The following is a 25,843-nucleotide window of genomic DNA, read 5'->3' on the forward strand; positions in this document are numbered from 1 at the left end:
CACCTCGCCGCGTGGACCGGTCGGCCTGGGTGGACCGGTCGCGGCCGGGTCAGCCCTGGTATCCGATGGTCTCGTCCACCCAGTCGAGGATGACCTCCCCGACGTACTGGGAGGCGACCGGAGCGTCGTGGTACTGCGCACCGTTGGTCTCGCCGAAGCGGATGAACTTCTTCTTCTCGACCGTCAGCCCGTCGTAGAGCGCGGTGGGGCCGTCGCCGAAGAAGATGTCCTCGACGTAGTCGGTGACCAGGGTCGGTGAGGTGATCGCGGCCATCTGCTCGGGGCTCAGGGTGAACTCCTGCACCCGTCGCGAGATGCCGTACCAGTCGGTCGGTATCTGTCCGGCCGCGGCCTCATCATGTGCCTCGGCGGTGTAGATCTCCAACCGTTTGCGCAGGGCGAACGACTCCTGCGGGCTGGCCCCGGCGATGACGTCGTCGGCCCAGATCTTGTTGACCACCTCGGCCGGTCCCGCTTCCGCGATCTTCTTGATGCTCTCGGGGAAGGCTCGCCACGAACTGTCGAGCCCGGGGTCGGCGATCACGGCGGCCAGCCGATGTTCGTAGGCCGCGGCGCGGGCGACGAAGTAGCCGCCCAGGCTGATGCCGTGCAGCACGATCTTGTCCTTGTCGACGTCGTCACGCCCACCGAGATAGTCGACGATCGGGGTGATCACCTTCTCCCAGTCCGGCCGGAACACGATGTTGTGTTCGAAGAGCATCGACCCCTGTCCGGGGCCCTCGAAGATGAAGACGTGGTAGCCGCGCTCGAGGGCGGCATCACCTCCCTCGGCGAGCATGTCCACGTTCTGGCCGTCGCTGCCGTTGTTCATGATCACCACCGGCCGGGTACCGCTGCCGCCGGAGAAGAACCATCCGGGCAGCGGGTGGTCCTCGTAGGGAACCGACACCGACTCCGGGGCGGGGCGGGCCAGGCTGTTGGCCGCAGTCCATGCCGCGTTCATCGAGCCGTACACCTGCGCCTCGGCTCCCGGCGTCGACGTTCCCAGGACCCAGAACAGCGCCTGGTTGTAGTACTGCGCCGCACGCATGTACCGCGCACTCGCGGTCACCTTGTGTCCGGCCTTCAGCGCTTCGTCGGCCTGTTGGGTCAGCAGGTTCCCGGAGGCGATCCACGCGTCGTACACCGACTGATACGACGCCCCACCCGGCGCCGCATTCGCCTGGTTGACCGCGGTCAGGACCTCACCGACGGCCGCCGAGATGCCCGACGCCCCGAGTGCGATCATCGACTGGAAGTTCAGGTCCTCCTGGGTGAACAGCTGGAAACTGCTCACCTTCAGCTCACCGGCACCAGGTGCCGGCGGCACGGTCGAGACCGGGGGAACCGATGGTTGCGCCGATGTCCCCGACGAGTTGTCGGTGGAGCATCCCGCGGCGAGCAGCCCCAGACCGGCGGTGGCCGCGGTGAGGAAATGACGACGTGTGAGCATACGAACTCCCTGGCCGGCCCCCGGTTGGTATCGGCCCCTCCCTGCCGGGAGCGTAGAACACGAGCTTCGATCTCGCCCGGATTCACCTCGGATTTCGTCACGAACTTGCAGGTCGACGTCCCGCAGCCACTCCCCGCATTCGACGGAGAGTCGGGGACGGTTCCGTACCCGTGCGAAAACCCGGGGAAGGTTCGGATGTCGAGAAGCCTGTGCCCTGAAACCAGGGGAAAGTTCGTCACCCCGTCCCGCTGAAACCAGGGGAAGCCCGCCGCCCGAAACCAGGGGAAGGATCCTTCCCCGAGTTTCGCCACCTTCCCCGGGTTACATCACGGGGAAGGACACGAACCTCGGGGAAACACGGTTTCCCCTACTTTCAGGCAATCCCGGGATCACCCGAGGTTCAGGCACCAGCCGACCCCACCACCACCACCTCGACGACGCTGCCCACCCCACGACACGCTCCGATGACCCGACGACGCGGCCGGCTCGACCACCACCAACCCCAACACAAAACACCCCCCAACGAGAAATACCCCGCAACCAAAAGGCTGCGGGGCATCCCCAAAAAATTGTTCGGCGGTGTCCTACTCTCCCACACTGACTAAAGTGCAGTACCATCGGCGCTGGCAGGCTTAGCTTCCGGGTTCGGAATGGGACCGGGCGTTTCCCCACCGCTATAGCCGCCGAAACTCTATGAAACAAACGCTCACGCGTCCGCACTATCATGCGTGCATTGTTTCAGAAGTACATAGTGGATGCGCAAAACCATCTCCATCAAACCCACTCACAAAAATGTAAGAGTGTTGTTGTAAGTCCTCGGCCGATTAGTACCAGTCACCTACACCTGTTACCAGGCTTCCAGTTCTGGCCTATCAACCCCATGATCTGTAGGGGGCCTTAACCCTTCAAGAGGGAGAGAAACCTCATCTTGGAACAGGCTTCCCGCTTAGATGCTTTCAGCGGTTATCCCTTCCGAACGTAGCCAACCAGCAATGCTCCTGGCGGAACAACTGGCACACCAGAGGTTCGTCCGTCCCGGTCCTCTCGTACTAGGGACAGGTTTCCTCAAGTTTCTAACGCGCGCGGCGGATAGAGACCGAACTGTCTCACGACGTTCTAAACCCAGCTCGCGTGCCGCTTTAATGGGCGAACAGCCCAACCCTTGGGACCTACTCCAGCCCCAGGATGCGACGAGCCGACATCGAGGTGCCAAACCATCCCGTCGATATGGACTCTTGGGGAAGATCAGCCTGTTATCCCCGGGGTACCTTTTATCCGTTGAGCGACACCACTTCCACACGTTGGTGCCGGATCACTAGTCCCGACTTTCGTCCCTGCTCGACATGTACGTCTCACAGTCAAGCTCCCTTGTGCACTTACACTCAACACCTGATTGCCAACCAGGCTGAGGGAACCTTTGGGCGCCTCCGTTACATTTTGGGAGGCAACCGCCCCAGTTAAACTACCCACCAGGCACTGTCCCTGAACCCGATCAGGGTCCGAGGTTAGAAGTCCAATACGATCAGAGTGGTATTTCAACAACGACTCCATGAACACTGGCGTGCCCACTTCACAGTCTCCCACCTATCCTACACAAACCGAACCGAACACCAATACCAAGCTATAGTGAAGGTCCCGGGGTCTTTTCGTCCTGCCGCGCGTAACGAGCATCTTTACTCGTAATGCAATTTCGCCGAGTCTGTGGTTGAGACAGCAGAGAAGTCGTTACGCCATTCGTGCAGGTCGGAACTTACCCGACAAGGAATTTCGCTACCTTAGGATGGTTATAGTTACCACCGCCGTTTACTGGGGCTTAAATTCTCAGCTTCGCGGGACGAATCCCACTAACCGGTCCTCTTAACCTTCCAGCACCGGGCAGGCGTCAGTCCGTATACATCGTCTTACGACTTCGCACGGACCTGTGTTTTTAGTAAACAGTCGCTTCTCTCTGGTCTCTGCGACCACCACCAGCTCCCACCGAAAAAGTGTTCACCAATCGTGGTCCCCCTTCTCCCGAAGTTACGGGGGCATTTTGCCGAGTTCCTTAACCACAGTTCTCTCGATCGCCTTAGTATTCTCTACCTGACCACCTGTGTTGGTTTGGGGTACGGGCCGTGTACCAACTCACTAGAGGCTTTTCTCGGCAGCATAGGATCATGGAATTCGCCACAACGGCTACGCATCACCTCTCAGGCATCATGAGTGACGGATTTACCAACCACTCGCCCTACAGGCTTACACCAGTACAACCACTCACTGGCCCCACTACCTTCCTGCGTCACCCCATCGCTTGCCTACTACCAGCCAAGGTCCCATGCAGCCCCCGCCGGCTACCCGAAGGCAGTCCATTGGGATTTGGATGGTTAGTACAACTGATTCAGCATGGGCGCGGATACACGGGTACGGGAATATCAACCCGTTGTCCATCGACTACGCCTGTCGGCCTCGCCTTAGGTCCCGACTCACCCTGGGCGGATTAGCCTGGCCCAGGAACCCTTGGTCATCCGGCGGCAGAGTTTCTCACTCTGCTTTCGCTACTCATGCCTGCATTCTCACTCCCACACCCTCCACACCTAGATCACTCCGGCGCTTCCACGGATGCAGGACGCTCCCCTACCCACCCCACCCACTACACAACCCCCCGTAGAGGATCGCGGATGTCATGGTGGAGTGCCGCGGCTTCGGCGGTGTACTTGAGCCCCGCTACATTGTCGGCGCAGGATCACTTGACCAGTGAGCTATTACGCACTCTTTCAAGGGTGGCTGCTTCTAAGCCAACCTCCTGGTTGTCTTCGCGACCCCACATCCTTTTCCACTTAGTACACGCTTAGGGGCCTTAGCCGGCGATCTGGGCTGTTTCCCTCTCGACTACGAACCTTATCGCCCGCAGTCTCACTGCCACACTCTCACTTACCGGCATTCGGAGTTTGGCTGACGTCAGTAACCTAGTAGGGCCCATCGGCCATCCAGTAGCTCTACCTCCAGTAAGAAACATGCAACGCTGCACCTAAATGCATTTCGGGGAGAACCAGCTATCACGAAGTTTGATTGGCCTTTCACCCCTACCCACAACTCATCCCCTCCATTTTCAACTGAAGTGGGTTCGGGCCTCCACAACATCTTACTGCTGCTTCACCCTGGCCATGGGTAGATCACTTCGCTTCGGGTCTAGACCCAGCGACTCAACGCCCTATTCAGACTCGCTTTCGCTACGGCTACCCCACACGGGTTAACCTCGCCACCGAGCACTAACTCGCAGGCTCATTCTTCAAAAGGCACGCCATCACCCACCACCCGAAGGTGCACAGGCTTTGACGGATTGTAAGCGTCCGGTTTCAGGTACTATTTCACTCCCCTCCCGGGGTACTTTTCACCTTTCCCTCACGGTACTAGTCCGCTATCGGTCACCAGGAAGTATTCAGGCTTACCGGGTGGTCCCGGCAGATTCACAGCAGATTCCACGAGCCCGCTGCTACTTGGGAAAACATCACGCAAGACCACACGCTTTCAGTTACCGGACTCTCACCGTCTACGGCAGACCATTCCAGGCCACTTCACCTAACATGCGATTTTCTGACTCACGTCCTGACAGGTAGATCAGGAAAGACACTCCCCACAACCCCACACACACAACCCCTACCCGGTATCACATGCGCATGGTTTAGCCTCATCCGCTTTCGCTCGCCACTACTCACGGAATCACAATTGTTTTCTCTTCCTATGGGTACTGAGATGTTTCACTTCCCCACGTTCCCCCCACACAGCCTATACATTCAGCTGGTGGTAACACGACATCACTCGTGCTGGGTTTCCCCATTCGGACACCCTCGGATCACAGCTCGTTTGACAACTCCCCGAGGACTATCGCGGCCTACCACGTCCTTCATCGGCTCCTGGTGCCAAGGCATCCACCGAACGCCCTAAAACACTTACAACAACACCTACACCCACAGGGGCTCCGCCCCCGTGCACCCCAAAAGAGCACACACAGGACAAACATCCCCTACCAGTGTAGACACGTTCTTGAGAACAAACTCGAACAAAACACACAAACCAAAAACAGTTTGTCATGCATTGCAATAAATAAAGATGCTCGCATCCACTATGCACTTCTCAAACAACACACACCCACAACCGAACCCTCCTCCAACCCCCATCACAGGAGCCATCACCGGAACATTCCGCATCATGGGCAGAAGAAACGGTGTGTTCCCTCAGAACCCCGACAGTGTGTTGACAGCACCACGACAGTCACCCATCGCAGTCACCCGGCCACCGACCTCTCTGATGAGACCGACAACCATGCTGGCGTGTTTGATGTTTCACCCTATGAACACACACCCACCCAACGGACAGACGCCGCCGGCATGGGAATGTTGCATGCTCCTTAGAAAGGAGGTGATCCAGCCGCACCTTCCGGTACGGCTACCTTGTTACGACTTCGTCCCAATCGCCGATCCCACCTTCGACGGCTCCCTCCCAAGGGTTAGGCCACCGGCTTCGGGTGTTACCGACTTTCATGACGTGACGGGCGGTGTGTACAAGGCCCGGGAACGTATTCACCGCAGCGTTGCTGATCTGCGATTACTAGCGACTCCGACTTCATGGGGTCGAGTTGCAGACCCCAATCCGAACTGAGACTGGCTTTAAGGGATTCGCTCCACCTCACGGTATCGCAGCCCTCTGTACCAGCCATTGTAGCATGTGTGAAGCCCTGGACATAAGGGGCATGATGACTTGACGTCATCCCCACCTTCCTCCGAGTTGACCCCGGCAGTCTCCTGCAAGTCCCCGGCATAACCCGCTGGCAATACAGGACAAGGGTTGCGCTCGTTGCGGGACTTAACCCAACATCTCACGACACGAGCTGACGACAGCCATGCACCACCTGTACACCAACCACAAGGGAAACGATATCTCTACCGTCGTCTGGTGTATGTCAAACCCAGGTAAGGTTCTTCGCGTTGCATCGAATTAATCCACATGCTCCGCCGCTTGTGCGGGCCCCCGTCAATTCCTTTGAGTTTTAGCCTTGCGGCCGTACTCCCCAGGCGGGGTACTTAATGCGTTAGCTACGGCACGGAACTCGTGAAATGAGCCCCACACCTAGTACCCACCGTTTACGGCGTGGACTACCAGGGTATCTAATCCTGTTCGCTACCCACGCTTTCGCTCCTCAGCGTCAGTTACTACCCAGAGACCCGCCTTCGCCACCGGTGTTCCTCCTGATATCTGCGCATTTCACCGCTACACCAGGAATTCCAGTCTCCCCTGTAGTACTCAAGTCTGCCCGTATCGCCTGCACGCCTGCAATTGAGTTGCAGAATTTCACAGACGACGCGACAAACCGCCTACGAGCTCTTTACGCCCAGTAATTCCGGACAACGCTTGCACCCTACGTATTACCGCGGCTGCTGGCACGTAGTTGGCCGGTGCTTCTTCTCCAGGTACCGTCACTTGCGCTTCGTCCCTGGCGAAAGAGGTTTACAACCCGAAGGCCGTCATCCCTCACGCGGCGTCGCTGCATCAGGCTTGCGCCCATTGTGCAATATTCCCCACTGCTGCCTCCCGTAGGAGTCTGGGCCGTGTCTCAGTCCCAGTGTGGCCGATCACCCTCTCAGGTCGGCTACCCGTCGTCGCCTTGGTAGGCCATTACCCCACCAACAAGCTGATAGGCCGCGGGCCCATCCCCAACCGCAAAAGCTTTCCACCAAACACCATGCGATGTAAGGTCATATCCGGTATTAGACCCAGTTTCCCAGGCTTATCCCGAAGTCAGGGGCAGATCACCCACGTGTTACTCACCCGTTCGCCACTCGAGTACCCAGCAAGCTGGGCCTTTCCGTTCGACTTGCATGTGTTAAGCACGCCGCCAGCGTTCGTCCTGAGCCAGGATCAAACTCTCCATGAAAAAATAGCGAAACAAAACCAGCCAAAAGCCGGCGTTTCAACACAATCCTTCAACCAGGAAAGCAAAACCTGACCAAAAATGATTCTCAAAAAAACAAACTGGCATCAAAAAACTTCATAAACTAATGAACTCCCTGACACCAAAAAAATTTGGCATCAAACAATCCACCAACACACTATCGAGTTCTCAAAGAACACACACCCACCAACACCACCCCATCACAAGGGCGAACTCCGGTGAGCTGTACTCAACTTTTTGGATTCGCTACCCGATCCCGGGCAACTCCTCCAGCGTACTGGACCCGCTCGGCGGTGTCAACCCGAAGGTTTCCGACCCGCCAGACCCTGTCCAGCCCCCCACCAGCGAACCCCCACACCGAAATGCGGGCGAACAAACTTGCTGGGGTGGTCAGCTGCTACTCGGTTTCCCTTCCCCCACAGACTCTTTCGAGTCTGTCCGGGGCGGCGCCGTGGCTCGCTGACTTGGAATAAGTTACGCACGAGTGACGTGAAGATCAAATCGCCAGGTCACGAGCCCTCGCCTCGGGTATCCGTGCAGGTCGGACGACTGCCCGCGGCGCCCGCCGCCGATATCGGGACCGACAGCCACAACGTGATCTGCGACATATCGGTCATCGCGGACCCCTGGGCGGCGATCCCATCCTTTCGGTCAGTCATCACACCCCGACGGTCAGTTCCGCACCGAACATGCAGGTCATAGCGTCACGGTATGACCGCCACCCTCACCACCAGCGCCGGCGTCCCGACGGATCGGCGGATCGCGGTTCGCCGCTCGTCCATCGCCCCCCGGGGATTTCACCGTGCCGGCCGGGTGGCCTGGCAGACCGACGTCCTCGGCCGGGTCGAGGTGGTCCACTCCCTGACTCTCGACGATCTCTCGGACGACTCGCTGGTCAGCGGCCTGGTGGCACTCGTGGACGCGGGTGCCATCGGCGGCCAGTGGGAATTCGAGGAGACCGCGGTCGGCATCATCCGATCCTGTTCGGCCGACCCCGACGTCGCATGGTCGGCCTTCTACGACAACTCCGTGGCGGCCCTACGGTCGGGCATCGCCGCGTTCTCCCCGGTGCATCGTCGGGCGCGCTCTCTGATCTCCGGACGCAGCGTGCTCGAGGTCGGCAGCTGCTTCGGGTTCTTCGCATTGCAGTGTGCGCAGGACGGTCACCAGGTGGCGGCCTGCGACATCTCCCCCGGAGCGGTCGGTCTGCTCGACGCGGCCGCCCGGCGCCGGGGCACCCCGGTGCATGCCGTGGTCGGCGACGCCACCGACCTGCCGTTCGCCGACGACGCGGTCGACACCGTGACCCTCATCCACCTGCTCGAACACCTCACCGAACCGCAGGTCCGCGACGCGATCGGCCAGGCGCTGCGCGTGGCGCGCCGGCGTGTGGTGATCGCCATCCCCTACGAGGAACATCCCAGCGAGCACTTCGGGCACCTGACCACGCTGTCGGAGGACGACCTGCGTCGCTGGGCCGACGCGGTCCCGCACGCCGGTGCGCAGTTCCACACCGACCACGGTGGCTGGCTGGTCCTGACTCCCCGGGACTGAATCCCGCCGGCAACCCATCCCGCCTGCAACACCCGTACCGGCTGCACCCGGGACCCGAATCCCCCGGCACACCGGCGACTCGTCCACCGAACGACGCTGCGGCCGAACGACTCTGCGGCGAACGACGCTGCAACCGGATCCCGAGTACCCGGACCGCCCGGCGTGCTCCGACCACCCGATCCCGCCGCCCGGGGGCAGCCCCCGGATCACCCGATCTCAGATCAGTCCGCGTTTGCTCGCGATGTAGACCGCGTCGGTGCGCTTGGTGACCCCGAGCTTGCGAATGATGTTGCGGATGTGGAACTTCACCGTCGACTCCGAGATGAACAACGTCTGACCGATCCGCTTGTTGCTCATCCCGTCGGCGAGCAGTCGCAGGACCTCGCGTTCGCGTTCGGTCAGGATCTCCGGGCCGGCCCCCTCCCCCGACACCGTGCGCAACACGATCGCCGCGCTGCGCGGATCGAAGGCACTGCCTCCGCCGGACACGGCCTGGATCGCACGGACCAGTTCGGTGGTGTCGACGTCCTTGACCACATAGCCGCGCGCACCGGCCTTGACCGCCCGCACCACCAGGTCGTCGTCGAGGAAGGTGGTCAGCACCAACGACGCCACCTCGGGATGGCGGGCCGCGATCTCGGTGATCAGCCGCAGGCCCTCGTACTCGGTTCCGGCCGTGAGCTTGAGATCGACCACCACCACGTCGGGTTCGCACCGCGCGATCTGGGCCAGTGCCTCGTCGAAGGTGTCGGCCTCCCCGACCACGGCGATCGAGTCCTCCCGTTCGAGCAGCGATCGGATACCCGCCCGCAGCAGCGCGTGGTCGTCGACCAGCACCGTGCGCACCGGCCGTGTCGCGACCCCTTGATCGTTCGTCGCCGCGTCGTTCATCGGGTGACCTCCTGCTGTTCGGTCCGCCGGGGCCGGGTCGACCGGGCCCCCTTCTGAAGTGTTCGCGTCGCGGCCGGGTCGGGGATGTCCACCGCGATCCGCACACCGCCGAGCCGCGACCGACGAATCCGCAGGTCACCGCCCAGGTCGATGGCCCGGCCGGCCATATTGGCCAGGCCGCGGTGCCGGCCGGCGAGATCACCGAGCATGGCCGCACGCATCACCCGCCGCATGTGCCCGGGGTCGCCGGAGCCGTCGTCGTCGACGGTCAGTGCCACGTCGTCGTCGCCATAGCTCAACACCACCCGGGCACGGGTGGCCTCGGCGTGGACCGCGGTGTTGAACAGGGCCTCACCGGCGATCCGTAGGATCGCGTGCTGCAGGTCGTCGGGCAGATCCCGGGGGCGTCCGACGATCCGCACGTCGGTCCGCAGGTCGGCGGGCATGTGCATCGAACAGAGCTCGTCGAGGATCTCCCCGAGGCTCAGCCCCTCCACCGACGGCGACTGGTTGAGCGCATAGATCACCGAGCGCAACTGCTCGACGGCATCACGGGTCAGCTGGCCCGCCACCTCGAGCCGGGCGGCGGTCTCGGGATCGGATTCGATCCGGCACACCTCGATCTGCACCCCCGCCGACAACACCGACTGGGTCACCGAGTCGTGCAGTTCGCGGGCGATCCGCTCACGCTCCTCGGTGACCAGGCGCTGGCGCATCACCGCCGACAACTCTCGTTGTGTGCGTTGGAGTTCGGCGTTCTGCACGGCCAGGTCGGTGGCCTGCTCGCGGGCCTTGGCGTAGGCGTCCTCGGCGCGGGTCAGCTGATGGCGGCTCTCCTCGAGCAGGGCCGCGTTGAGCAGCGCCACCATCGCCTGGCGGGCCAGGATCCGCATCACCACCAGATCGGCGGAGTCGACCACATGGTGGTGTGGCGTCCACGCCGACAGCCCGCCCACCACACGGCCGTCGAGATGCAGCGGGACATGCAGATGATGGTCCTCGACGATCGGCCGGACGAGCTCACCGAGCTGGTTGCGCAGCACGTCGTTGAGACGGTTGAGCACCTCGTCGGGCATATGCGACGGCGTGCGCGCGCGGGACACCCCCTCGAAGGCGTAGATGGTGCCGTCGCCGGCGAGCATCAGATGTCTCGGGCCGGTGCGGTCGAGCGCACCGTCGCACAGCGCGAACACCACCCAGTCGGCGTCGAGGTGATCGGCGACGGCGCGCACCACCGACAACACCAGCGTCTCGGGCCCCTCGGCGGTCTGCACCAGCGCCCGCGAGATCCGGTCGAGCGCCCCGACGACCCGGCTGAGCCGTTCCTCCACCCCGCGGAACTGGGCGTAGTGCGAGCCCTTGACCGAGTGCAATCCGATCAGGGAGTCGAGTTCGGTCTCCGGTGACGTCCCGCCGGGCGGGAGGCGGTCGGCTCCGGTCGCGGCGCTCACAGCGCCTCGCGATACATCCGCGCGACGTCGGCGGTGGTGGGCTGTCGCGGATTGGTCCGCATACACGCATCGGCGAGGGCATTGACGGTGAGCGCCGGGATGTCGGCGTCGCGGACCCCGAAATCCCGGAGCCGAGAAGGCATTCCGACGCGCGCGGACAGCCCGGCGACCTGATCGGCGAATCGTTCGGCGGTGACATGCGCCGACGACGACGTGCCGAGTCCGATCGCATCGGCGAGGTCGACGTACGGGGTGGGATCGACCTCGGCGTTGAACCGGATCACATGCGGCAGCAGGACGGAGTTGATCGCGCCGTGCGGGGCGTCGCACAGCCCGCCCACGGGATGGCTCATCGCATGGGTGGCGCCGAGGATCGCGTTGGTGAACGCCATCCCGGCCTCCAGTGCGGCATACGCCATCTCCATCCCGGCGTCGGCATCGGCCGGGTCGTCGACGAACCGTTCGATCGAGTGCCAGGCGGTCCCGATCGCGCTGCGCGCGGCCCGGTCGGTCAGGCGGGTGTGCGCCACCGATGCATAGGCCTCGATGCAGTGGGTGATGGCGTCCATCCCCGACTGTGCGGCCACGTCGTGGGGCAGGGTGGCCAGCGCCAGCGGGTCGATCACCGACACATCCGGCACCAGCCCGCGACCGATGATGGTCACCTTGGTCATCCGGTCGACGTCGTTGACGATGCAGAACTGCGAGACGTCCGAGCCGCTGCCCGCGGTGGTCGGGGCGGCGACCATCGGCGGCAGCGGACGCCGAGCACGGTCGATGCCCTCGTAGGACAGGATGTGTCCGCCGTTGGCGGCGAGGATCGCGATGCCCTTGGCGGCGTCGATCACCGACCCGCCGCCGAGGGCGACGATCCCCTCGGCCCGGGTCTGCTCGTAGTGCTCGAAGCCGGCGGCGATCTCCGGGGCCCGCGGATTGGGCGAGACCCCGGTGTAGGACGACACCCGCAGGTCCGCGGCCCGCAGACGTTGCGCCAGTTGCGGATACCAGGGCGTGGCGACGAGTTCGCGATCGGCGACGATCATCAGCCTCCGCATCCCCAATCCAGCTGCGGCACGCGGGATCTCGTCCAACGAACCGGGCCCGATGATGATCTCCGGGGTGTGGAACTTGGCCACCCGCACGGTGGGCCGGGCGTCGACCTCCCCGGAACTGGTCACCCTGCCGGTCTCGGCCCGCATCAGTGCTCACCCGCCTCGTGGTCGCCGAAGTGTGTGGCGCTGATCCTACGCGTGGTGACGCCGCTCACGCGCCGTACGCGCTGACCGAGACCTGCTCGAGTGCCGCGAGGTCGTGGACGACGTGCACCCGGTCGCAGAACGTGGCGTATGCGGGCAGATCGCACGAGCCCAGACCCCAGGAGTACGTCGGCTCCGGGGTGATCCAGATGGTCTCCCGCGCGCGGCGGGTGATCTCCTCGAAGGCATCGAGATTGGCCTCGCGACCGTTGTTGCGGCCGTCGCCGAGCACGATCACCGTGGTGCGCCGGGTGATGGCGCCGCCGTACTCCTCCAGGAAGTCACCCAATGCCTTGCCGTAGTCGGAGTCGGCGTCGGTGTCGAGCACGCCGCCGGCCGGCAACCCCGACACCACCAGCGAGAGGGCTTCCTCCGGCGGATGCTCGGCGAACAGGTCGGTGATCTCGACCAGATCGGACACGAACGCGAACGACCGGACATGGGCCACCATGCTCTGCAGCCCGTGGACCAGCTGCAAGGTGAACCGGGCGGCACTGCGCACCGACAACGAGACGTCGGCCAGGATCAGCAGGGACGGACGGTCCTCCACCTTGGCCACCGTGACCGGGCGGAACGGCACGCCGTCGAAGCGCAGATTCGCGCGCATGGTGCGCGCGGCGTCGACGGTGCCCCGGGCGGCCACCTTGCGGCGGGCCCGCGGCGCCCCGTGCAGGCTGCGGATCAGCCGGCGGATCGACTCCTCGAGACTGGCGCGCTCGTGCTCGTGGATCGCATCACGCACCGATGCCTTGATCTCACGTTCCTCGATCTCGTGGTCGGTGGCCATGAGCTGTTCGAGGTGATCGCGCAGCTTCTCCGGCAGCCCGTCGAGCAACCCGGCCAGCGCATTGCGCAGCTTGGCGATCTCCTCCCGGTCGGGCTGTGCACCGAACATGTCGTCGGCGTCGTCGAGCCAGTTCAGCAGCGCCATCTCCTGCGCCACCGACAACTCGGCGTCGAGCTGGGTGGGATTGCCGGTGACCAGTTCGCCCGGGCGACCCGGATTGTGCAGCCGCGAGACGGTCAGCTGCACCCGCGCGGCCTGCTCGGAGTTGGGCACCGTGTCCGCCGACAACACGATCTCGTCGGTCAGCGACGCCATGTCGAGCTTGTTGGCCTCCTGGTGCAGGTTGTACTGCTCGGCGAGATCCTCCGGGTCGAAGAAGTCACGGATGTTCGACGGCGGGCCGTGGCTGTGGCCTTGCTGCGGGGTGTTGCTGACCTCGTCGGACAGCGTGTACTCCTGCAGATCGCCGGAGTCGGCGAGGTCGTCGTGGGTGTGCGAGTGACCGTGCCCGTCGTCGGCGGCGATCACCGGGCGCAGCGAGAAGAACTTGTCGAAGACCTCGTGAAAGGTCGCCTCGTCGCGGCGGTCCTTGATCAGGCACGCCTCCAGCGCCGACCGCAGCAACTCGCGGTCGCCGAGGATCTCGGCGGTCGCGACCGCCGACATCGCGTCCATCGCCTCGGAGACCCCGATCCGGACCCCGTGCAGACGCAGCAGCCGGACGAACCGGTGCACCGCTCCTTCCATGGTCTCGCCCCTCTCAGAACGGGCGCTTGCGGCTGCGGCCGGACGGCTTCTCGGGTGCGGCCTTGAACGACCGGCTGCCCTGAGCCGCGCTCACATCGCGCAGACCGGCGTCGCTCTTGGCGCCGGGCGAGCCGTAGTAGTCGTCGGCGTGCCGGCCGGGCTTGTCCTTCTCGGCGCGCTTGGTCTGACCGCTGTGGTCGTGATCGTGATCATGGTCGTGGTCGTGGGCGCTCCCGTGGGAATGCCCGTGCGAGTGGCCGTGTCCGTGATCGTGGGAGTGCAGGTGGTCGGGCACCTCGGCGTTCGGGTCGACCAGCTTGGGGATCGCCTCGAGCGCGCGGGTGAGGTCGCGGTCGTATTTGACGACGACATTGGCCGTCTGGGAGAGGATCTCGGCGGAGAGTTCGTCGGCGCCGAGCACCGCGAGGGTGCGCGCCCAGTCGATGGCCTCGGAGATGCTGGGCGCCTTGCGCAGGTCGAGGTCACGCAGACCGCGGACGATCTCGACCAGCTTGGCCGACAGCGTCTCCGACAGCCCGGTGTTCTTGGAGCGGATGATGTCGAGCTCGCGGTCGGCCTCGGGGTAGTCGAGCGACAGGTGCAGACAGCGCCGCTTCAGCGCCGCCGACAGGTCGCGGGTGTTGTTGGAGGTCAACACGATCATCGGCGGGTGGTTGGCGACGAAGGTACCGATCTCGGGCACCGACACCTGGTATTCGGCGAGCAGCTCGAGCAGCACCGCCTCGAGGGCCTCGTCGGCGCGGTCGACCTCGTCGATCAGCAGCACCACCGGCCGCTCCGAGCGGACCGCCTCCAACAGCGGTCGCGGGGACAGGAATCGTTCGGAGAAGAACACGCTCTCCTCGGCGCCGATCCGGTCGACGGCCTCGGCGAGGGTGTCGGCGTCGGCGACGACCTGGCCGATCTTCTCGCGCAGCACCTGCGTGTAGAGCAACTGCTTGCCGTAGTCCCACTCGTAGAGGGCAGTGGTCTCGTCCTGACCCTCGTAGCACTGCAGACGCAGCAGCTCGCGGCCGGTCACCTCGGCCAGGGTCTTGGCGAGCTGGGTCTTGCCGACGCCCGCCGGCCCCTCGAGCAGGATCGGCTTACCCAGCCGGGACTGCAGGAACACGGTGGTCGCCAGGCGTGAGTCCGCGAGGTATCCGGCGTCGGCGAACCGTTCGACGACGTCATCGACGTCGGCGAATTCGACGGTATCGGACCCGTCGGCGGCGGCGAGGTGATGGGTGGACGCGGACATCGTTGTTCTCCTGTGTTCGAGGGCGGTGCAGTGGGGGTTCGGAGGACGGGGACGAGGGAGACGGGTGGAACACGAGGTGGCCGCCGTGTGGGGGCGTCGGCGGCCACCTCGTGGTGAAGAGGATGTGGGGATCGGGCAGATCGTGGGGGCGGGTTCGCACGATCCCCACATCCGGTCTCGGTGCCGCCTGTGACGGCGACGCGACGACTACGGGAGCAGTTCGTCCAGCGATCCGTTGACGCAGTGCTCGACGACCGGGCGCACGGTCTCGAAGGTGCACTCCTTGGGGTTACCCGGGGTGCACGCGTCGCCGAGGACGTGGTTGGTCAGCGCGTCGATGGTCGCCGCGTCGGTGGTGATCTCCTTGCGGTTCTCGTAGAACTTGGTCGGGCCCTCGCCGAGACGGTTCTTGGGGTACGAGTCCTGCTTGACGTCTGCGAACCGCTCGACGATGCCCACGTCACGCAGCAGCCGGATGGCGGCCTCGAGGGCGGCATCGGCGGCCTGCACCTTGGTCATCCCGTGGGTGTCGACGCCCATGGCCTCGGCCATGTCGGCGAACCGCTGGTAGTGGACCGGCATGTTGAACGCCCACACACGCGGCAGTGCGATGGCGTTGTTCAGGCCGTGGTGGGTGTCGAAGAACGCCGACACCGCGTGGCTGATCGAGTGGATGATGCCCAGACCACCGGAGTTGAACGCCTGAGCGGCGATGTACTGCGCGTACATCATGCCCTCGCGGCCGGCCAGTTCGGTGGGGTTCCAGGTGGCCTCACGCAGGTACTGCGCGGTCATCCGCACCGCGTGCAGCGCGTTGCCCATCGACGGCGGGAAGTTCAGCCGCGAGACATAGGGCTCGGAGGCGTGCGCCAGCACGTCGAAGCCACACTGCGCGGTGAAGGCGACCGGGCAATCGTAGTAGAGCACCGGGTCGTCGATCGCGAGGGTGGTGACCGCCGCGTCGTCGAAGGCCACGTACTTGTGCGGCTTGTCGGGGTCGGTGGTGGTGTCGGTGATGACGTAGGCCCACGAGGTCTCCGAGCCGGTACCGGCCGTGGTCGAGACCGCGATATGCGGCGGGTTCTTCGGGTTCTCGCTCTTGTTGAAGCCCTCGAACTCGTTGACGTTGCGGCCGTCGTGGGCCACCGAGATGCGGGCACCCTTGCACGCGTCGTGCGCCGAGCCGCCACCGATGGAGATGAACGAGTCACACTTCTCCGAGTTGTACAGCGCCACGGCATCCATGACGTTGTAGTCCTTGGGGTTGGACTCGACCTTGTCGTAGACCACCACGTCGAGTCCGTGGTACTTGCAGGACTCGGCGATCTTGTGCACGGTGTCGCTGCCCCGCAGACCGGTGGTCATGATGAGGGTCTTCTTGAAGCCGAGCTTGAGGGCCTCCGGGCCGATCATCTCGTGTGCGCCCGGGCCCATCATGGCCCGCGGGAAAGGATGGAATTCCTTGATGGGGAACGGTTTCAGTAGTTCATCTACCTGCATCTGACCTGACCTCCTTGTACGCCGTCGCACACCGCGTGCCGTCGGCTCGAGCACTTGTGACGTTACGTGCGTCACAACGGGGGCCGAAAGTGGTTGACGCCCAAACCGTCCCAAACTCCCCGGGTTCACCGGCGAAGGTCAGGTGGGTACCTGTCCGGATGGTCAGGTACCCACCTGACCTCTCATCGGGCCGCAGAGGACGGTCGTCGGGCGGTGCGAGCGCGGCGCACGGTGTCGGCGTCGAAGCCCCAGGGCAGTTCGAGCCGGTGTGCGGCAAGGAGTTCCGCGTCGGCGAGGATGTCGTCGATCGCGTCGTCGGCGACGATGCGGCCGGCGTCGACGATCACCGCGCGGTCGCACAACTGTGCCGCGTAGAGCAGGTCGTGGGTCACCACGAGCATGGTGGTGTCGAGCCCGAGCAGGGTGTCGGCGAGTTCACGGCGCGCCACCGGATCCAGATTGGCCGACGGCTCGTCGAGGACCAGAATGTCTGGGCGACACGCCAATACACTCGCCAGTGCGCCACGCCGGCGTTGTCCGCCGGACAGGTGATGGGGACTGCGTCGAGCGTGTTCGGTCATCGACACGGTGGCCAGGGCCGCCTCGACCCGGGCGACGAGTTCGTCACCGGTGACGCCGAAGTTGGCCGGCCCGAAGGCGACGTCCTCGATCAGGGTCGGCATGAACAGCTGGTCGTCGGGGTCCTGGAAGACCAGCCCCACCTGGCGGCGCACCTGCCGCAGACTGTCCTTGGCGACCTGCCGCCCGTGGATCGACACACTGCCCGCGGTGGGCAGCAGGACGCCGTTGAGCTGGAGCATCAGTGTGGTCTTACCCGCCCCGTTGGGGCCGAGCAGGGCGATCCGCTCCCCCGGTGCGACGCTCAGGTCGATGCCGTCGAGGGCCACGTGCCCGTCCGGGTAGGCGTAGTGCAGGTCGGTGATCTCGACGGCGGCCGGTGCGACGGGGTGGGCCGTGTCCGCCGCGCGGACGTCGGTACGGGTCATGTCGGTACGGGTCATGTCGGTGCTGCTCATCGGATCCCCCAAGCGGTTGCGGCGACGGCGACGGCGACCAGCGCGGGGCTGATCACCACCAGCCACTGTCTCGGTGTGGCACGCGGTGCGCTCGCGATGCCCGGCATGTCCGGGATGGTCCCGGTGAATCCCCGCGACGCCATGGCCAGATGTACCCGCTCGCCGCGTTCGTAGGAGCGCAGGAACAGCGCGCCGACGCCTTTGGCGACGGCACCGGCCTGGTGCAGCAGCCGTGGTGAGTCCCCGCGTGCGGCGCGGGCGATCTGCATCCGGCGGATCTCCGCCGACAGCAGGTCGAGGTACCGCAGCATCATCACGAAGACGGGGGTGATGGTGGCGGGTACGCCGAGCCGGGTGAGGGCCAGGGGCAGTTCGCGTGCCTGCGTGGTGGCGGCGAAGGTGAGCGACGCGGCGACGCCGAGCGTGCCCTTGATGACGATGCCCCACGCTGCATAGAGGCCCGGCACCGACAGCGACAGTCCGGCCACCGTGATCCGCTCACCGCCCTCGGCGAACGGCAGCAGCACCGCGAGCACCACGAACGGGACCTCGATCAGCATGCGGGTGGCGATCCAGGTCGGCGGGATGCGCGCGACGATCCACACCGCGAACAGGATCAGCGCGAATCCGAGGTAGGGCCAGAAGGTCTCCCGGGGGGTGGCGACCACGGCGAAGACGAACACCAGCAGGGCGACGATCTTCACCTCGGTGGGGGCGCGGTGGACACGGCTCTCCCCGCTGCGATAGAGCGGATGCGCATGTCCGGCCCCCATCGTCTCAGCGCTCCCGTCCGACGGGACCCGGTCCGGTCGCGACCGCTGCATCGGCGCGGGCGGCGCCGTTGTGCGCCTCCCCGCCGGGGTGGCGGCGGCCGAGCAGCCGGAACGCGAGGCCGGCGATGGCCAGCACCACGAGGACACCGATGATCCCGGCGAGACCGGTGGACAGTCCGATGCCGTGTACGGAGTAGTCGGCCAGCGGCGACGACGCCATCGCGTGGTCGGTGGCGTGCTGGGCGATGCAGTTGCCCACGAGGTGCTCGGTACCGTTGGTCTCCACCGTCTGGCAGCCCCGCAAAGTGGCCGAGTCCAGGCCGTCGGGCGACGAACTGGCCAGGTAGGAGACGATCCCGGCGACGAGGAGCGCGACCACGCCGAAGGCGATGAGGAAGGTACGCATGCGTACGCGCGGACGATGCTCGGGCGAGCCGGGGGTGGACGCGTCGGTGACGGCGGTCATGCGGGCACTCCTGTCCGGCGTGCGGCGGCGGGTCGGGGGGCGTTGCGCAGGAGATGGACGAGGTCGGGCCGTGCGCGGGCGACCGCCATCACCGTCACCGCGGTGATCAGCCCCTCCCCTGCGCCGATCAGCACGTGGGTGCCCCACATGTATGCCGCGACCGCGCCGAGCGAGGTGCTCGCGGCGCCGCCGATCGCATACTCGATGACGAATCCGGTTGCCGCGGCGACGGTTCCGCACAGCGCGGCGACAAAGGCGATACCGCCGAGGGCGCCGGGTGACGATGTCCGGGAGTACACCAGACGGCGGCCGAGGACGGCGACCCCATACCCGACGAAGGTCGAGATGAGCGCCATGTTGGTGATATTCGCGCCCAGTGCGGTGACCCCGCCGTCGGCGAAGAGCAGGCTCTGCACCACCAGCACGATCGCGATACACAGGGCACCGGTGTAGGGGCCCACCAGGATCGCGGCGAGCGCGCCGCCCAGCAGGTGGCCGCTGACACCGGGCAACACCGGGAAGTTGATCATCTGGACGGCGAAGATGAAGGCCGCGACCAGGCCGGCCATCGGCACCGTCTTCTCGTCGAGGTCGGTGCGGGCGCGCCAGGTGCAGAAGGCCAGGCCGACGATGGCGACGACCCCGAACAGTGCCGATGTCGGCGCATTGATGATGCCGTCGCTCATGTGCATGGCGAGAGGGGTGGTGGTGGACATGACGGCTGTCCTTCCGGATTCGCGTCGGGACGTGCGCGGTGATCCGCGTCACGCGATACCGGGAACGTTAGGACCGGCCGCGACGTCTGTCCACATATTCAGATGTTGAAGTGATCAGACTATCCGTCCGGTCAGGTGGGCCCCTGACCACACCTCATGCGGGGCCGTCCGAAGGGATGTGGCCGGCACCGATCCAGTGCAGTAGCCGGTGCACCGTCTCGTCCTCGAGCCGGTAGCCCACCGAACGGCCGACCCGCGTCGACGACACCCACCCCTGCTGCCGGAGGACTCGCAGCGCCTGCGACACCGCGGTCTCGGTCCGGCCGACGGCCGCGGCGAGGTCGCCGACGAAGATCCCCGGCTGCTGGTGCAGCACGAGCAGGATCTCGAGCCGGTGCGGGTCGGAGAGCAGCGTGAACCGCGTCGCCCACACCGCGACGTCCACGTTGCCCTCATGGGTGTGCGCGTGATCGGGGTGCAAGTGCGCTGTCTCGGCGTCACCGTCGTGCGCGTGTTCGGGGTGCGCGTGATCGGCATGCATGCGGCCGGCCTCCACGTTCAGCCCCGAACCCGTTCGATCTGACCACCGAGCCGGGTCAGGTTCTCCTCGAAGTTCGGGTAGCCGCGGTCGATGTGCTCGATGTCGTGCACCTCGGTCACTCCGTCGGCGACGAGTCCGGCCAGCACGAGTCCGGCGCCGGCCCGGATGTCGGAACACCACACGGGTGCACTGGACAGCCGATCGATCCCCCGGATCACCGCGTGATGGCCGTCGGTGCGGGCGTCGGCACCCAGCCGCACCATCTCCTCGACGAAGCGGAAGCGGGCCTCGAAGACGTTCTCCGTGATCACCGACATGCCCTCGGAGACGGCGGCCAGGCCGATCGCCATCGGCTGCAGGTCGGTGGGGAATCCGGGGAACGGCAGCGTCGAGACGTTGACCGCCGAGGGTCGGCGGTCGTGGCGGATCCGGAAGCCGTCGGCGAAGGAGTCCACCCGTGCCCCGGTGTCGGCGAGTTTGGTCAGGACCAGTTGCAGGTGGGCGGGCTTCACGCCGTGCACGGTGACATCGCCCTTGGTCATCGCCGCGGCGATCCCCCACGTCGCGCCGACGATGCGATCGCCCACCACGCGGTGGGTGGTGGCGTGCAGCCGGTCGACACCCACCACGGTCAGCGTCGACGTCCCGGCGCCCTCGATCCGGGCCCCCATCTGCTGCAGCATCTCGCAGAGGTCGACGATCTCCGGTTCGCGGGCGGCGTTGTCGATGGTGGTCTGCCCCTCGGCCAGCACCGCGGCCATCAGGATGTTCTCGGTCGCGCCGACCGACGGGAACTCCAGCGCCACCGGCGCGCCGATCAGCGAATCGGCCTCGGCCACCACACAGCCGTGTTCGATCGAGCTGTGCGCGCCGAGGGCGCGCAGGCCCGCCTGATGCATGTCGAGGGGTCGGGAGCCGATGGCGTCGCCGCCGGGCAGTGCGACGACGGCCCGTCGGCAACGGGCCATCAGCGGGCCCAGCACGCACACCGACGCACGGAACTGTTTCACCGCGTCGAAGTCGGCGTGGTACTTGGGTTCGGCCGGCGAATCGATGACCACGGTGTCACCGTCGATGCTCACCGTGGCCCCGAGCCCGCGCAGCACGTCGGCCATCAGCGGGACGTCTGCGATCTCGGGCGAATTGGTCAACGTCGTCGTGCCCTCGGCCAGCAGCGAGGCCGCCATCAGCTTCAACACGCTGTTCTTGGCTCCCCCGACCGACACCTCGCCGCTCAGCCGCGCCCCGCCGGTCACCAGATAGCGATCACTCACGTCCGACAGCTTATCCGGCACCGCGGATCCGGCTGCCTCACACCGGGGCGGTGCCGACGAACTAGATTCTGGGCATGGCCGTTCACCTCACACGCATCTACACCCGCACCGGCGACGACGGAAGCACCGGGCTCAGCGACTTCTCCCGCGTCCCCAAGACCCATCCACGCGTCGTCGCCTATGCCGACTGCGACGAGGTCAACGCGGTGATCGGCGTCGCCCTGGCGTCGGCGGACGTCCCCGAGGCGATCGCCGAAGCCCTACGCACCGTCCAGAACGATCTGTTCGACGCCGGTGCCGATCTGTCCACCCCGGTCGTCGAGAACCCGAAGTACCCGCCGCTGCGGATCGAGCAGGGCTACATCGACGCCCTCGAGAAATGGTGCGACGAGTTCGGCGCAGATCTGCCGAACCTGGATTCGTTCATCCTGCCCGGTGGCACGGTCTTGTCGGCGCTGCTGCACCAGGCACGAACGGTGACCCGACGAGCAGAACGGTCGGCGTGGGCGGCCGTCGACGCCGATCCCGAGTCGACATCGGTGCTGCCGGCGAAGTACCTCAACCGGCTCTCGGATCTGTTGTTCATCCTCTCGCGGGTGGCCAACCGCGTCCCCGGTAGCGAGGGTGACGTCAAGTGGGTTCCCGGCGGCGATCGGTCGCGCCCCACCGCGGGTTGAGCAACTCGCCAAAAGGCGCTTGAGCAGGACCGCCCCTCACGATGGTTGAGCAGGACGTCCTCGCGCTAGCGAGGCCGACCGTTGTCGAAACCTCTGTCACCTGGCGCTGGAACGCACCCACCTCAGAAGTGGGTCACCACCCGACATCAGCCGCCGGAGGTTTCGACACGCCTCGTCGCTACGCTCCTCACCGGCTCAACCAGCAAAAACCGATGGTTGAGCAGGACGTCCTCGCACCCCAAACGATGGTTGAGCAAGTCGTTCCCCACACGATGGTTGAGCAGGACGTCCTCGCGCAGCGAGGCCGACCGTCCGTCGAAACCTCTGCCACATCACGCCGGAAGCCGCTCACCCCCGAGCGGATCACCTCCCGACATCGGCCGCCGGAGGTTTCGACACGCCTCGTCGCTACGCTCCTCACCGGCTCAACCAGCAAAAACCGATGGTTGAGCAGGACGTCCTCGCACCCCAAACGATGGTTGAGCAGGACGTTCCCCACACGATGGTTGAGCAGGACGTTCCCCACACGATGGTTGAGCAGGACAACCTCGCACCCCACACGATGGTTGAGCAGGACGTCCTCGCGCTAGCGAGGCCGACCGTTGTCGAAACCTCTGTCACCTGGCGCTGGAACGTACCCACCTCAGAAGTGGGTCACCACCCGACATCAGCCGCCGGAGGTTTCGACACGCCTCGTCGCTACGCTCCTCACCGGCTCAACCAGCAAAAACCGATGGTTGAGCAGGACGTCCTCGCACCCCAAACGATGGTTGAGCAAGTCGTTCCCCACACGATGGTTGAGCAGGACGTCCTCGCGCAGCGAGGCCGACCGTCCGTCGAAACCTCTGCCACATCACGCCGGAAGCCGCTCACCCCCGAGCGGATCACCTCCCGACATCAGCCGCCGGAGGTTTCGACACGCCTCGTCGCACCCCACACGATGGTTGATTTCGACAAGCTCAATCCGACGGACCAGGACGTCCTCGCGCAGCGAGGCCGACTGTCCGTCGAAACCTCTGCAACGTTCAAGCAGAGCGGCGGTTCTGCGACCGCAGGGAGCGGCGTGATTCGACCCAGGACTGGAAAGCGGTGACGCCGCCCGGATCGAAGGCGATCTCGTAGGTCCGATCGTCACCGGAAGACGCGGACTGATGCACCTCGAGGATCACCATGCCCTCGAGGATGTCGCGCTCGGTGCCCACCGGGCGGCGCCGGCCACTGATGTCGAGGCGACGTCGGACCAGGGTGCGCGACGGGCCGGGCCGCAGGGACGAGAGGCGGTAGTAGCGCAGGGCCTCGTCGGTGTAGTGCACGGTCCCGTGCCGCCATCCCTCGTCCACATCGGCGGGTAGCACCCGCAACAGAACAGGCGTCCCACCGCGACGCAACTGCGCCACGCGGAACGCCAACAGACAGCACAAGGCCAGGACCAACACCAGCAATACGCTGAGCACCACGACGAGTACAGACACCCGAGTGCACCTCCTCGGTCTCCGCCTCGGCGATCGCGTCGGGCTGTGACGCGGGGCTGGGTCGAGGGAGACGTGTTCCAAGCATGCCACCCCGCAAAGCAGCGAGGCCAGCCACCCCGGTCTGGGGTGGCTGGCCTCGCTGAACTCCGAAGTGTCGGAGTGAGCTACTTCACCAGATGTTCGGCGGCGGTCAACCGTGCATGCGCATGGTTGTAGGCCTCGCTGCCCGGTTCGGCGGCCTCGAGGGCGGCCTTCTCCGCTGCAACGTCGACATCATCGGCCCACTCGGCCGAATCGGCCAGGATGGTGACCGATTCGCCGGTGACCGAGAGGAAACCGCCTTCGATCGCGGCGGCCTTGCGCTCGCCGCTGGTCTCGACGATCACCACGAAGCCACCGGGCACCAGCTGACCGAGCAACGGCTCGTGTCCGGCCAGGATGCCGAGTTCACCGACGGTGGTCTGGGCGATCAGGAAGGTCGCCTCACCGGAGTACAGCTCCGTGTCGGCCGCGACGACCTCGACGTGGTAGGACTTGTCAGCCATTGTCGCCTGCTACTTTCCGGCGATCTTGGCAGCGGCGGCCTCCACGTCGTCGAGCCCACCGCAGCTGTTGAACGCCTGCTCCGGCAGGTGGTCGAACTCGCCCTTGCAGACGCGGTCGAACGCCTCGATGGTGTCGGCCAGCGGAACGACCGAGCCCTTCTCACCGGTGAACTTCTCGGCGACCAGGAAGTTCTGGCCGAGGAACTTCTGGATACGACGGGCACGCTGAACGGTGACCTTGTCCTCTTCGGACAGCTCGTCCATACCGAGGATGGCGATGATGTCCTGCAGTTCCTTGTACTTCTGCAGGATGCGCTTGACCTCGTTGGCGACGCGGAAGTGCTCGTCACCGACGATCGAGGCCTCCAGGATGCGCGAGGTCGAGGTCAGCGGGTCCACGGCCGGGTAGATACCCAGCTGCGAGATCGGACGCGAGAGCTCGGTGGTCGCATCGAGGTGCGCGAAGGTGGTGGCCGGCGCCGGGTCGGTGTAGTCGTCGGCGGGGACGTAGATCGCCTGCAGCGAGGTGATCGAACGGCCCTTGGTCGAGGTGATGCGCTCCTGGAGCTCACCCATCTCGTCGGCCAGCGTCGGCTGGTAACCCACGGCCGAAGGCATACGACCGAGCAGGGTCGAGACCTCCGAACCGGCCTGGGTGAACCGGAAGATGTTGTCGATGAACAGCAGCACGTCCTGGTGCTTGACGTCGCGGAAGTACTCCGCCATCGTCAGCGCCGACAGCGCCACGCGCATACGCGTGCCCGGCGGCTCGTCCATCTGACCGAACACCAAGGCGGTGTCCTGGAGAACGCCCATCTCCTCCATCTCGAGGTGGAGGTCGGTGCCCTCACGGGTGCGCTCACCGACGCCGGCGAACACCGAGGTTCCGGAGAACTCGCGGGCGATACGGGTGATCATCTCCTGGATCAGAACGGTCTTGCCGACACCGGCACCACCGAACAGACCGATCTTGCCGCCCTTGACGTACGGGGTCAGCAGGTCGATGACCTTGATGCCGGTCTCGAGGATCTCGGTCTTGCCCTCGAGCTCGTCGAAGGCCGGGGGCTTGCGGTGGATGCCCCACTGCTCGCCGTCGCGACCCAGGCCCGGGCTGTCGAGGCAGTCACCGAGGGCGTTGAACACGTGGCCCTTGACGACGTCGCCGACCGGCACGCGGATCGGGTAGCCGGTGTCCGACACGGCAGCGCCGCGGACCAGGCCGTCGGTCGGCTGCATCGAGATGGTGCGGACCAGGTTGTCGCCGAGGTGCTGTGCGACCTCGAGCGTCAGGGTCTTGGCCACCGACGGGAGGGAGACCTCCGCATGCAGGGCGTTGAACAGGTCGGGGATCGAGCCACGGGGGAACTCGACGTCGACCACGGGGCCGATGATCCGGACGATCCGGCCCTCGGTCGACCCCGCCGACTTCGCGGATGGGGTTTCTACTGCTGCGGTCATGGTGGTTGGGTCACTTCCTCTTCGATCGAAGTTTCTGTGCGGGCGCCGGGAGCGA

Annotated in this window: 19 protein-coding genes and 3 rRNA genes; 3 read left to right on the plus strand and 19 right to left on the minus strand. The window is 65.3% G+C overall.

The genetic code is table 11. The annotated features are described in order from the left end of the window. Window positions 1-49 precede the first annotated feature (49 nt). The 4 genes from Q9K23_RS03765 to Q9K23_RS03780 form a co-directional block, all read right to left on the minus strand. A complete protein-coding gene (locus tag Q9K23_RS03765) occupies window positions 50-1,453 on the minus strand; it encodes an alpha/beta fold hydrolase (RefSeq protein ID WP_020792524.1) in 1,404 nt (467 codons plus the stop codon). 571 nt (window positions 1,454-2,024) lie between these two features. Next, a 5S ribosomal RNA gene (gene rrf / locus Q9K23_RS03770) occupies window positions 2,025-2,141 on the minus strand. Between the two features lie 116 nt (window positions 2,142-2,257). Continuing rightward, a 23S ribosomal RNA gene (locus Q9K23_RS03775) occupies window positions 2,258-5,388 on the minus strand. 456 nt (window positions 5,389-5,844) lie between these two features. Next, window positions 5,845-7,364: ribosomal RNA gene (locus Q9K23_RS03780) — 16S ribosomal RNA — on the minus strand. The 16S, 23S and 5S rRNA genes sit together here, the layout of an rRNA operon. A 729-nt stretch (window positions 7,365-8,093) precedes the next feature. On the opposite strand from Q9K23_RS03780, the gene mftM reads away from it, so the two are divergent. After that, window positions 8,094-8,936, plus strand: coding sequence for a mycofactocin oligosaccharide methyltransferase MftM (gene mftM, locus Q9K23_RS03785; protein WP_053778096.1), 843 nt, complete (start codon window positions 8,094-8,096; stop codon window positions 8,934-8,936). A gap of 216 nt (window positions 8,937-9,152) precedes the next feature. Here the strand turns inward: mftM and Q9K23_RS03790 are convergent, their stop codons facing one another. The 12 genes from Q9K23_RS03790 to murA all read right to left on the minus strand — a co-directional run bounded on the left by Q9K23_RS03790 (window position 9,153) and on the right by murA (window position 21,636). Next, the gene (locus Q9K23_RS03790) at window positions 9,153-9,827 is read right to left on the minus strand and encodes a response regulator transcription factor (RefSeq protein ID WP_020792574.1); all 675 of its coding nucleotides are present in this window, start codon (window positions 9,825-9,827) and stop codon (window positions 9,153-9,155) included. Then, the gene (locus Q9K23_RS03795) at window positions 9,824-11,278 is read right to left on the minus strand and encodes a GAF domain-containing sensor histidine kinase (protein WP_053778095.1); all 1,455 of its coding nucleotides are present in this window, start codon (window positions 11,276-11,278) and stop codon (window positions 9,824-9,826) included. Before Q9K23_RS03795 ends, Q9K23_RS03790 begins: the two co-directional genes overlap by 4 nt. After that, on the minus strand, window positions 11,275-12,477 hold the full coding sequence (locus Q9K23_RS03800; RefSeq protein WP_020792573.1) for an iron-containing alcohol dehydrogenase: 1,203 nt from the start codon (window positions 12,475-12,477) through the stop codon (window positions 11,275-11,277). Before Q9K23_RS03800 ends, Q9K23_RS03795 begins: the two co-directional genes overlap by 4 nt. 64 nt (window positions 12,478-12,541) lie before the next feature. Further along, window positions 12,542-14,068, minus strand: coding sequence for a VWA domain-containing protein (locus tag Q9K23_RS03805; RefSeq protein WP_053778094.1), 1,527 nt, complete (start codon window positions 14,066-14,068; stop codon window positions 12,542-12,544). Window positions 14,069-14,081: 13 nt separating this feature from the next. Next, on the minus strand, window positions 14,082-15,329 hold the full coding sequence (locus Q9K23_RS03810; RefSeq protein WP_020792399.1) for a MoxR family ATPase: 1,248 nt from the start codon (window positions 15,327-15,329) through the stop codon (window positions 14,082-14,084). Between the two features lie 207 nt (window positions 15,330-15,536). Beyond that, window positions 15,537-16,829, minus strand: a complete 1,293-nt coding sequence (gene mdo / locus Q9K23_RS03815) for an NDMA-dependent methanol dehydrogenase (protein WP_053778093.1) — start codon at window positions 16,827-16,829, stop codon at window positions 15,537-15,539. A 182-nt stretch (window positions 16,830-17,011) separates the two neighbouring features. Further along, window positions 17,012-17,836 carry an ABC transporter ATP-binding protein gene (locus tag Q9K23_RS03820; protein ID WP_053778102.1) on the minus strand — a complete coding sequence of 275 codons (825 nt, stop codon included), beginning with the start codon at window positions 17,834-17,836 and terminating at the stop codon, window positions 17,012-17,014. A 26-nt stretch (window positions 17,837-17,862) separates the two neighbouring features. Next, the gene (cbiQ, locus tag Q9K23_RS03825) at window positions 17,863-18,639 is read right to left on the minus strand and encodes a cobalt ECF transporter T component CbiQ (protein WP_053778101.1); all 777 of its coding nucleotides are present in this window, start codon (window positions 18,637-18,639) and stop codon (window positions 17,863-17,865) included. A 4-nt stretch (window positions 18,640-18,643) separates the two neighbouring features. Further along, window positions 18,644-19,045, minus strand: coding sequence for a PDGLE domain-containing protein (locus tag Q9K23_RS03830; RefSeq protein ID WP_053778100.1), 402 nt, complete (start codon window positions 19,043-19,045; stop codon window positions 18,644-18,646). Between the two features lie 56 nt (window positions 19,046-19,101). Next, window positions 19,102-19,821: an energy-coupling factor ABC transporter permease gene (locus tag Q9K23_RS03835; protein ID WP_053778092.1), complete on the minus strand. Its 720-nt coding sequence runs from the start codon at window positions 19,819-19,821 to the stop codon at window positions 19,102-19,104. Between the two features lie 154 nt (window positions 19,822-19,975). After that, on the minus strand, window positions 19,976-20,362 hold the full coding sequence (locus Q9K23_RS03840; RefSeq protein WP_082366026.1) for a metalloregulator ArsR/SmtB family transcription factor: 387 nt from the start codon (window positions 20,360-20,362) through the stop codon (window positions 19,976-19,978). 17 nt (window positions 20,363-20,379) lie between these two features. Beyond that, the gene (gene murA / locus Q9K23_RS03845; protein ID WP_053778098.1) at window positions 20,380-21,636 is read right to left on the minus strand and encodes a UDP-N-acetylglucosamine 1-carboxyvinyltransferase; all 1,257 of its coding nucleotides are present in this window, start codon (window positions 21,634-21,636) and stop codon (window positions 20,380-20,382) included. 74 nt (window positions 21,637-21,710) lie between these two features. Between murA and Q9K23_RS03850 the strand changes: the two genes are divergently transcribed. Together Q9K23_RS03850 and Q9K23_RS03855 are read left to right on the plus strand one after the other, a co-directional pair. Continuing rightward, window positions 21,711-22,313, plus strand: a complete 603-nt coding sequence (locus tag Q9K23_RS03850) for a cob(I)yrinic acid a,c-diamide adenosyltransferase (RefSeq protein WP_020791980.1) — start codon at window positions 21,711-21,713, stop codon at window positions 22,311-22,313. A 442-nt stretch (window positions 22,314-22,755) separates the two neighbouring features. Beyond that, on the plus strand, window positions 22,756-23,406 hold the full coding sequence (locus Q9K23_RS03855; protein WP_305950394.1) for a hypothetical protein: 651 nt from the start codon (window positions 22,756-22,758) through the stop codon (window positions 23,404-23,406). Here the strand turns inward: Q9K23_RS03855 and Q9K23_RS03860 are convergent. From Q9K23_RS03860 to atpD, 3 genes are all read right to left on the minus strand, one after another. Next, window positions 23,339-23,785, minus strand: coding sequence for a DUF2550 domain-containing protein (locus tag Q9K23_RS03860; protein WP_020793329.1), 447 nt, complete (start codon window positions 23,783-23,785; stop codon window positions 23,339-23,341). The two genes, Q9K23_RS03855 and Q9K23_RS03860, sit on opposite strands and share 68 nt — an antisense overlap. Window positions 23,786-23,949: 164 nt before the next feature. Beyond that, window positions 23,950-24,330 carry a F0F1 ATP synthase subunit epsilon gene (locus Q9K23_RS03865; protein WP_020793328.1) on the minus strand — a complete coding sequence of 127 codons (381 nt, stop codon included), beginning with the start codon at window positions 24,328-24,330 and terminating at the stop codon, window positions 23,950-23,952. 9 nt (window positions 24,331-24,339) lie between these two features. Continuing rightward, complete coding sequence (gene atpD / locus Q9K23_RS03870) at window positions 24,340-25,788, minus strand: F0F1 ATP synthase subunit beta (protein WP_020793331.1); 1,449 nt, start codon at window positions 25,786-25,788, stop codon at window positions 24,340-24,342. Window positions 25,789-25,843 lie beyond the last annotated feature (55 nt).

The sequence above is a fragment of the Gordonia sp. NB41Y genome (assembly GCF_030718915.1).
Classification (GTDB): domain Bacteria; phylum Actinomycetota; class Actinomycetes; order Mycobacteriales; family Mycobacteriaceae; genus Gordonia; species Gordonia desulfuricans.

Coding starts and splice junctions, on each gene's coding strand:
- Q9K23_RS03855 (WP_305950394.1), top strand. CDS start 22,756: ATGGTTGAGCAGGACGTCCTCGCACCCCAAACGATGGTTGAGCAGGAC.
- Q9K23_RS03830 (WP_053778100.1), bottom strand. CDS start 19,045: ATGCGTACCTTCCTCATCGCCTTCGGCGTGGTCGCGCTCCTCGTCGCC.
- Q9K23_RS03865 (WP_020793328.1), bottom strand. CDS start 24,330: ATGGCTGACAAGTCCTACCACGTCGAGGTCGTCGCGGCCGACACGGAG.
- Q9K23_RS03790 (WP_020792574.1), bottom strand. CDS start 9,827: ATGAACGACGCGGCGACGAACGATCAAGGGGTCGCGACACGGCCGGTG.
- Q9K23_RS03800 (WP_020792573.1), bottom strand. CDS start 12,477: ATGCGGGCCGAGACCGGCAGGGTGACCAGTTCCGGGGAGGTCGACGCC.
- mdo (WP_053778093.1), bottom strand. CDS start 16,829: ATGCAGGTAGATGAACTACTGAAACCGTTCCCCATCAAGGAATTCCAT.
- Q9K23_RS03835 (WP_053778092.1), bottom strand. CDS start 19,821: ATGTCCACCACCACCCCTCTCGCCATGCACATGAGCGACGGCATCATC.
- Q9K23_RS03805 (WP_053778094.1), bottom strand. CDS start 14,068: ATGGAAGGAGCGGTGCACCGGTTCGTCCGGCTGCTGCGTCTGCACGGG.
- Q9K23_RS03820 (WP_053778102.1), bottom strand. CDS start 17,836: ATGACCCGTACCGACGTCCGCGCGGCGGACACGGCCCACCCCGTCGCA.
- Q9K23_RS03850 (WP_020791980.1), top strand. CDS start 21,711: ATGGCCGTTCACCTCACACGCATCTACACCCGCACCGGCGACGACGGA.
- Q9K23_RS03810 (WP_020792399.1), bottom strand. CDS start 15,329: ATGTCCGCGTCCACCCATCACCTCGCCGCCGCCGACGGGTCCGATACC.
- Q9K23_RS03840 (WP_082366026.1), bottom strand. CDS start 20,362: ATGCATGCCGATCACGCGCACCCCGAACACGCGCACGACGGTGACGCC.
- mftM (WP_053778096.1), top strand. CDS start 8,094: ATGACCGCCACCCTCACCACCAGCGCCGGCGTCCCGACGGATCGGCGG.
- Q9K23_RS03765 (WP_020792524.1), bottom strand. CDS start 1,453: ATGCTCACACGTCGTCATTTCCTCACCGCGGCCACCGCCGGTCTGGGG.
- atpD (WP_020793331.1), bottom strand. CDS start 25,788: ATGACCGCAGCAGTAGAAACCCCATCCGCGAAGTCGGCGGGGTCGACC.
- cbiQ (WP_053778101.1), bottom strand. CDS start 18,639: ATGGGGGCCGGACATGCGCATCCGCTCTATCGCAGCGGGGAGAGCCGT.